Annotated in this window: 4 protein-coding genes and 1 pseudogene; 4 read left to right on the plus strand and 1 reads right to left on the minus strand. The window is 69.0% G+C overall.

Going from position 1 to position 7,009, the window contains the following annotated elements; translation table 11 throughout:
• Positions 1 to 255: 255 nt before the first annotated feature.
• The 3 genes from QZY48_RS02255 (at position 256) to QZY48_RS02265 (ending at position 5,845) form a co-directional block, all read left to right on the plus strand.
• Positions 256 to 654: a response regulator gene (locus QZY48_RS02255; RefSeq protein WP_295427140.1), complete on the plus strand. Its 399-nt coding sequence runs from the start codon at positions 256 to 258 to the stop codon at positions 652 to 654.
• A gap of 82 nt (positions 655 to 736) precedes the next feature.
• Positions 737 to 5,029, plus strand: coding sequence for a PAS domain S-box protein (locus QZY48_RS02260; RefSeq protein ID WP_295427143.1), 4,293 nt, complete (start codon positions 737 to 739; stop codon positions 5,027 to 5,029).
• A 534-nt stretch (positions 5,030 to 5,563) separates the two neighbouring features.
• A complete protein-coding gene (locus QZY48_RS02265; RefSeq protein WP_295427146.1) occupies positions 5,564 to 5,845 on the plus strand; it encodes a hypothetical protein in 282 nt (93 codons plus the stop codon).
• A 221-nt stretch (positions 5,846 to 6,066) separates the two neighbouring features.
• Here QZY48_RS02265 and QZY48_RS02270 read toward each other — a convergent pair whose 3' ends face one another.
• Positions 6,067 to 6,444 (minus strand): nuclear transport factor 2 family protein, encoded by a 378-nt coding sequence (locus QZY48_RS02270; RefSeq protein ID WP_295427148.1) that lies wholly within the window; start codon positions 6,442 to 6,444, stop codon positions 6,067 to 6,069.
• Positions 6,445 to 6,547: 103 nt separating this feature from the next.
• Between QZY48_RS02270 and QZY48_RS02275 the strand changes: the two are divergent.
• Positions 6,548 to 6,911 (plus strand): annotated as a pseudogene (locus QZY48_RS02275) (MerR family DNA-binding transcriptional regulator); the annotation flags it as partial.
• Between the last annotated feature and the right edge of the window lie 98 nt (positions 6,912 to 7,009).

Genomic DNA, 7,009 nt, shown 5'->3' on the forward strand with positions numbered 1-7,009 from the left:
CCATACCTTAGTAACGGGTCAAGAACAAGTTAAACACCAACGCAATCGTTGTCGTTGTCGGTGTCGTGATAGGAGAAGCGATGCAAGTTGGGGGGCGGGAGAATCCGCGGCGCGACGATAACCTCGATTACGACAACGACAACGACAGCGACAACGGCGCCAAAGGCATTCCCTAATGGACTTGCGTTCATTTGCGGACAAATCCTCTTAATTCGAGACCCATCCGGCCAGCTCGCGCCCCAGGAGGCCGACCCCATGCCCGCGACCACCAATCCCCGCATCGTGCTGATCGACGATGACCCACGCCTGCTCGCCGCCACCGCCCGCCTGATCGCGGCCTGGGGCTATCGCTGCGAGACCTTTACCGATGGCCGGGCGGCCCTGACCGCGATGGCGGCGGACCCGCCCGCCCTGCTGCTGGTGGACATCTATATGCCGGACCTGGACGGCTTCGAGGTGATCGCGCGCATGCGCCTGATCGCCCCCGGGACCCGGATCATCGCCATCAGCGGGGACCTCGTGCGGGGCCACCCGACCCATGTCCTGGCCGTGAGCGAACAACTGGGGGTGGACGCGACCATCCAGAAACCGCTCCGACCGGAACAACTGCGCACCCTGCTCGGGCAGTTGTGCGCCCCGGCGTCGACCGCTTGACCAGCACCGGGCCAGGGGCCGGCGGCCGGTCGCCCGGGAGACGGCAGGAGTTGCGATCATCGACACCGCCATAGACACCCCGGTGCCGCTCCCGGCCCCGCCCGGACCGGGCCTGACCCGGGTCCTGGTCGCCACGCCCGCGCTGGCGCTGCTCGCCGTGGTCGGCAATTATTTTAATCTGCCGCTGTTTTTCGGTGTCGATGTCCTGTTCGGCTCGATCGCGGTGCTGCTGGCCCTGGTGTGGCTGGGGACCTGGTCCGGCCTGCTGGTGGCCCTGGTCGGCGGCGCCTACACCTGGTTCCTCTGGGGCCACCCCTATGCCCTGCTCATACTGGTCGGCGAGGCGGCCGCGGTCGCCTGGCACCGGGCACGGGCGCGCCGCCGCGGCCGGGACGCACCGCCGCTCGCGGTCTCAGTGACCCTCTATTGGTTTCTCATCGGTGCCCCGCTGGTCCTGCTGTGCTATCACTGGGGGCTCGGGATGGGCTGGCTGCCGACCCTGCTGGTAGCCGTCAAGCAGGCACTCAACGGCATCCTCAATGCCGCCCTCGCCGGTCTGGTGCTGCTGGCCGCCGCGGCCCTGACCGGTCGCCGTGCCTCGCTCCCGATCGGGCAGGTCCTCTTCAGCGTCCTGCTCTCCAGCCTGCTGGTACCCTCGCTGCTGATCACGACCTGGCAGAGCCGCGACCTGAAGGGCCACCTGGAGGCCGAACAGGCCGAGCGGCTGCGGCTCTTCGCCGAGCTTGCGGCCCATCACCTGGGACCCCGGGACCAACTGGACGGCCGCAGTGCGGCAGACCTCGAAGCAGAACGCGAGCACCTGAATCGACTCCTGCGCGAGAATCTCCCGGCGGACAGCGAGCCGCAGGTGCAGTGGTCGGCGCCGACGAGCGGCGACCCCGCCAAGCTGCCCCGGCGGGAGACCGGGATCCCCACCGGGACCGCGGGACTGACGATCATCCTGCCCAGCGGCCGACTCCCCTCGCGCATGGCCCGCTGGCGCGGGGCCCGTTACCGCATGGAGATCCCCGGCGAATGGCCGTCCCCGGCGGACCTGTTGGCGGTGGAATTCAACGCGGCCCCCCTGATCGACCGGCTGCAGGAGACCGTGACCCGGATCCTCCTGGTGCTCCTGGCCCTGGCGGGCCTGGCCGTCGCGGTGGCCCAGGCCCTGAGTCGGCAGTTGGTCCGCCGGCTGCGCGAACTGGTGGAGGTCACCGCGGCCCTGCCCGCCGCCATCCGCGAGGACCGGCCCTGGCCCACGCCGAGGCCCGGCCGGTTGCAGGAGCCCGGACAGTTGGCGGACGCGGTGGCCGCGATGGCGCGGTCCCTGAGCGGGAACTTCAGGGCCCTGGCGCAGGAAAATCTGGACTCCACGCGCCTGCGCGAACGCCTGTCCAATATCATCGCCGGGACCCGGGTCGGCACCTGGGAGTGGGAGGTCCAGACCGGTGTCATCCTGGTCAACGCGCGCTGGGCCGAGATCATCGGCTACCAGTTGGCCGACCTGGCCCCGCTCAGCATCCAGACCTGGATCGACCTCACGGAGCCCGCTGACCTGAAGCGGAGCCTGGCCTTGCTGGAGGCGCACTTCCGGGGCGAGTTGGACGGCTACGAGTGCGAGCTGCGCATGCGCCACCGGGACGGGCACTGGGTCTGGGTTATGGACCAGGGCCGGGTGATGGAACGTGACGCCGCGGGGGCCCCGCGACTCATGTCCGGCATCCACCTGGACATCAGCGAGCGCAAACAGGCCGAGGCCGCGCTCGCCCGGCGCGAATCGATGGTGGACGAACTCCTGGCCCTGGCCGTGCGTCTGGTCGGCGTGCCCGACCAGGGGCTCAACGCCCTGACGGCGGAGGCCATCGAGCGGATCGGCCGCTTCGCCCAGGCGGACCGCAGCTACGTGGTCCTGCTCGATGAGTCCGCGGGTACCCTCACCAATACCCTGGAGTGGACGGCGCCGGGGGTGGCCCCCGCGCTGGCGCAGAATCAGGCGATCCCCATTTCAGCGCTGCCGGAATTGATGCTCCAATTGCGGCTCGGGGAGCCGGTCGTGATCCACCGGGTGACGGACCTGCCCGCGGACTGGTCCCGGGAGCGGGAGCTCTGCCGCGCCCAGGAGATCCAGTCGCTGCTCGTGGCACCACTGGCCGTGGGCGAGGTACTGCTCGGCTGTGTCGGCTTCGACGCCGTGCGCGCGCCGCGGGACTGGTCGCCGATGCAGATCCGCTTCCTTCAGGTCTTTGCCAGCGTCCTGGCCGGGGCCATGGACCGTGCCCACGCCACGGCGGACCTGCGCGCGAGCAATGCCCGCTACGAGCAACTGGCCCATCAGAGCCGCTCCATGAGCTGGGAGATCGACCCCCAGGGGTGCTACACCTATGTGAGCCCGGTCTGCGAGCAGGTCCTGGGCTATCGGGCGGACGAGCTGATCGGCCAGCACTTCTACGACCTGCTGCCGGCCGCGGACCAGGCGGCGGTCAAGGCCGCCGTCTTTGCCATCATGCAGCGCCGTGAGCCGATCCGGGACTTCGACCGGCTCTGCCTGGGGGTGCAGGACTGGCGGGTCTGGCTGATGAGCAGCGGGGCGCCCATGCTGGCCCCGGACGGCACCTTCCTGGGCTACCGCGGCATCGACACGGACATCACCGATCGCCACCTGGCGCAGGACCTGATCCGCGAGAACGAGACCCGCCATGCCGCCCAGCTCGAGGAACTGGTGGACCTGATCAACCGGCCGCTGCCGCCCGCGGACAAGGACCGCGCCCTGCTGGGGCTCGGCTGCCGGACCCTGGGGGCGGCGGCGGCGGTCCTGGGGGTGATGGAAGATGACCAGCGGCATCGGGTCCTGATTGCGATCCCCGATGAGAGCGCGGACGCACCCGGACCGGCGATGTTCCAGGCCGTCCTGGCGCAGACCCTGGCGCATCGCGGCACCCCCTGTGTCCTCGGCCTCGACTGCCTGCCGGGGGCCGCGGCCACGTCGGGCCTGCACTCCTGCGTCGGGCTCGCCTTCGACGCCCCCCGACCGGACGGGCCGACGCAAACGCTGATCCTGTCCCTGTGGGGGACCCAGTCGGCCCTGAATCTGGGGGAACCGGAGCGGCAGATGCTGCGGCTGATCGCCCAACGCATGGCGGCCGTGCGCTATCAGGAGCAGATCCAGCGCGACCTGGTGGAGTCGCGCGAGCGCGAGACCATCGGCCACCTGGCGAGCGGGGTCGCACATGATTTCAACAACCTGCTGGGGGTCATCGACGCCAACATCTACTTCCTGAGCATCGGCCTGCCGGGGGCCGACACCGACCCCGAGCTGCGCCAGGTGTTGGAGGAGACCCAAAGCGCACTGGGTCAGGCCAAGGTCATCACCTCCGGGATGCTCTCCTTGAGCCGCGCCGGGGGGGTCCCGCTGGAGCCGGTGGACCTGCAAGAGACCGTCGCCGAGTTGGTGCGCATCCTGCGGCAGGTCCTGCCCCCGGGCATCCGCCTGGGGATCGACATCCCGGCCGGACTCAAGGCACGCACCAATGCGGGCTTCCTGCAGGCGGCGCTGCTCAATCTGGCGCTCAACGCCCGCGACGCCATGCCCGCGGGCGGCGAACTGCGCATCGAGGCCGCGCCCATCGGCTGGGGCGATGACACCCCCCTGGCGGTCGGGACCCTCCCGGCCACGGACTGCGTGGAGCTGCGGGTGACCGATACCGGCAGCGGCATCGCGCCCGCCATCCTCCCGCACATCTTCGACCCGCTCTTCTCCACCAAGGCCAAGCAGCGCGGCCACGGGCTCGGGCTCTTCATGGTGCAGGAGTTCATCGCCCGCTCCGGGGCCGGGCTGGCGGTGGAATCGCGTCCGGGGTGCGGTACCAGCTTCCGGCTCCTGTTGCCGGCAGTGAGCGTGCCGACGCCGCTACCCGGGGCCGACCCGCGGTCATCCCCGGCCGCCGCCGCGGACCCGGGGTCCGACGGGCTGCCCGCGGGGCTGCGGGTCCTGGTGGTGGACGACGACCCGCGGGTACGCGAGGCAGTGGCCCGGCTGCTGGCCCTGGGCGGGGTGGACCTGGCCCAGGCGGAACATGGGCAGGCCGCGCTCGCGCTCCTGGCCCAGGACCCCGGGTTCGATCTCGTGCTCTCCGATATCGCCATGCCCACGCTGGACGGGATCGGGCTCTTCCGGCACCTGGCGCGGGAGCGGCCGGGGCTGCCGGTGATCCTCATGACCGGCCAGGACAGCGCCCTGACGGGCCCGGACGACCTGCCCGGGCGGCCCCTGGTACTGCGCAAGCCGCTCGACCCGGCGGCCCTGCGGGCGGCGATCCGGGCGCGGGTGCAGCCGGCCCGGAAAGAGGTTTTGTCCGCAAATGAACACAAATGAACGCAAAGCAGACGAGGGCGTAACGCTGCGGACCTGGCAGCCCCGAAGGGGCGCGACATACCAGCCCAGGGCAACGCCCTGGGTATCGGGAAAAGGACGATCAGCCCTGAAAGGGCGTGACATAGGCTGCGGTAACCTGCGACGTGGCGGGCGGTTGCGCGGCCTCGTCGCGGCTGAAGCCGCTCCCACAGGGTCGCTGCGCGACTCCAGTTTCCGAGCCTCCGGTTCGCCCGTCGCCGCGACGGTTTTGCGCAAGCGGCCAAAGACGCGGGACCTGGTCTCAAGACCCGTCCCGCCCCGGCCCCGCCTCACGACCCCGGCGGCGGCCGGTCCTCTTGGCCGGCGGGGGCGGCGCGGCGTCGGCGGCGAGGCCCTGGTAGATGCGCAGCGCCGTGCGGCGTACCTCCGGGCTCACGTTGCGCAGGATGCCCTCGCCCTCGAGCAGGGCCAGGAAGGCCCAGTACAGGGGGCGTAGCGGGCGGGATAGTCGGCGGCCTCCATCCAGTCGCGGAATTTGGGGGCGTAGCCCTTGGCATGGGCATAGCGCAGGGTGCGTTGCAGCCGCCCGAGGAATTGGACCCAGAGCTTGGCATCGGCCTCGGCCAGCGCGGCGTCGAGGGCGTCGAAGGCTGCCTTGGGCGCGTCTTCCGCCAGGTGGTGGGCGGCATCGAGCAGATGGCCGACACAGGACAGATCGTTTATAAAACGCTAACGTCTTACAACATTTATGATATGTCTTGGCTGTCTGGATGCGACAGGCCCGCTACCGACACTGCGGATGCCAAGGATACGCGACACCTGCCTGCGCCGCGCTAGCCCAAGCCGTCGGGCACTTCTTCCCCGCCCGGCAGCGCGTGATTTCGAGGCAACGCCTTACCGTGGAAGTCGCGCAGCGACGCTGTGGGAGCGGCTTCAGCCGCGACGGAGCGTCGCAGACTGCCGTGGCGTCGCCGCTTACCGCGGCCTCGCATCGCGGCTGCAAGCCGCTCCCACGGGGGCTTTCATCTTCCGGGGTGACGGACGAGCCTTCCTGGCCGTTAGCCGACCACCGGGCCCGGAAACAGTTCGCGATAGACGGAGGCGTCGAACAGCGTCTCGATGCGCAGGATGCGGCCCTGCTCGACGTGGGTCCACTGGACGGCGTTAATGGACAACTTTTCCGAGATCTGGATGCGGTAGGTGAGGAAGTGACAGACGTCCGGGCCATCCACGAAGACCTTGCGGACCTGCACGGACTGGACGATTGCGCTCGCGTGGGCGCCGTACTGGATGAACTGGTCGGCGCAGTCGAACTCGGCGATCGGGCTGCGAAAGCTGAACCCCTGGTCGGCGAGCAGCGCGCGCGCGCGCTCGAAGTCAAAGGCGTCCCGGGCGGCGAAAAAGGCCTCGACGACGGCGAGCGGGGCGGCGGACAAGGTGAGACTCCTAGGGTTCGGGTGCGGTGCGTCGATGGTGCAGGGATTGAACTGTCACGTTGAAAGCCCTATATTATCCATATACATGGTCAAAAATCCACACATGGTACGAATCGGAGAAGCTGCCAAGACGTTTGGCGCCTCGTCTGAAACCGTGCGCCGCTGGGAGATCAGCGGCAAGATTAGCTGCGAACGCACCCCGGGCGGACAACGTCGCTACGACCTTGCGGCGCTGCGTCCCGACAAATTCGGCATCGACTCGCCAACGCGACGCACCGTCGCCTATGCCCGCGTCTCGTCGCATGATCAGTCCGCCGACCTTGAGCGTCAACAGCAGGTACTCGAACTGTACTGCGCGAAACAGGGATGGACGTTCGATATCGTTGCCGACCTGGGTTCCGGCATGAACGATCACTGTCTTTTCCGCCCGCTTATATGGCAGTCGTTCGCCCAAGAATAAAAAACTGGCAGTTGAACGCCATCAAGCGCGAGCAATTCCCCTGGATGCTCGAAGTAACCAAGTGCGCGCCCCAGCAAGCCATTATGCAGTTGGGCGAGGCCTTCA

Origin of the sequence: uncultured Thiodictyon sp. (assembly GCF_903828115.1) — a bacterium.
In the GTDB taxonomy this organism is placed as follows: domain Bacteria; phylum Pseudomonadota; class Gammaproteobacteria; order Chromatiales; family Chromatiaceae; genus Thiodictyon.